General features: G+C 50.0%; 5 tRNA genes. All 5 read right to left on the bottom strand.

Features of this window, described 5'->3' with window-relative positions:
• Window positions 1–36 precede the first annotated feature (36 nt).
• The 5 genes from IC173_RS20395 to IC173_RS20375 all read right to left on the bottom strand — a co-directional run bounded on the left by IC173_RS20395 (window position 37) and on the right by IC173_RS20375 (window position 504).
• Window positions 37–125 (bottom strand) — tRNA-Ser (locus IC173_RS20395).
• Window positions 126–140: 15 nt separating this feature from the next.
• Window positions 141–213, bottom strand: a tRNA-Lys gene (locus tag IC173_RS20390).
• Between the two features lie 17 nt (window positions 214–230).
• Window positions 231–306, bottom strand: a tRNA-Gln gene (locus tag IC173_RS20385).
• Window positions 307–313: 7 nt separating this feature from the next.
• Window positions 314–390 (bottom strand) — tRNA-Arg (locus tag IC173_RS20380).
• Window positions 391–420: 30 nt separating this feature from the next.
• Window positions 421–504 (bottom strand) — tRNA-Leu (locus IC173_RS20375).
• Between the last annotated feature and the right edge of the window lie 38 nt (window positions 505–542).

Here is a 542-nt window from a genome sequence, read left to right as displayed (position 1 = left end):
AGTCCCCTGCTCTACCGACTGAGCTATCTGGGCATTTGGCGGAGAGGGTGGGATTCGAACCCACGGCCCCTTTCGAAGTCACTGGTTTTCAAGACCAGCTCCTTAAACCACTCGGACACCTCTCCATATTCTACTTCCAATGATTCATCCGAGGATCGAACTCGGGACACCCTGATTAAGAGTCAGGTGCTCTGCCAGCTGAGCTAATGAACCTTAACTTTAATATTTAATGGCTGGGGATGCAGGACTTGAACCTACGCATACATGAGTCAAAGTCATGTGCCTTACCGACTTGGCTAATCCCCAATATATGTGGTGAGCGCACAGGGATTCGAACCCCGGACACACGCCTTAGAAGGGCGTTGCTCTATCCAGCTGAGCTATGCACCCACAATAAATATGTATAAATTAAATAAAAAATGGTGCGGATGAAGGGAGTCGAACCCCCACGCCAATGGCGCTAGATCCTAAGTCTAGTGCGTCTGCCAATTCCGCCACATCCGCGCATTTTTTTGGTGGAGGATGGTGGATTCGAACCACCG

Origin of the sequence: Clostridioides sp. ES-S-0048-02, from assembly GCF_020658495.1 — a bacterium.
Lineage (GTDB): Bacteria > Bacillota > Clostridia > Peptostreptococcales > Peptostreptococcaceae > Clostridioides.
Note: the sequence above shows the minus strand (reverse complement) of the source record. Positions and strands in the feature narration are given on the sequence as shown.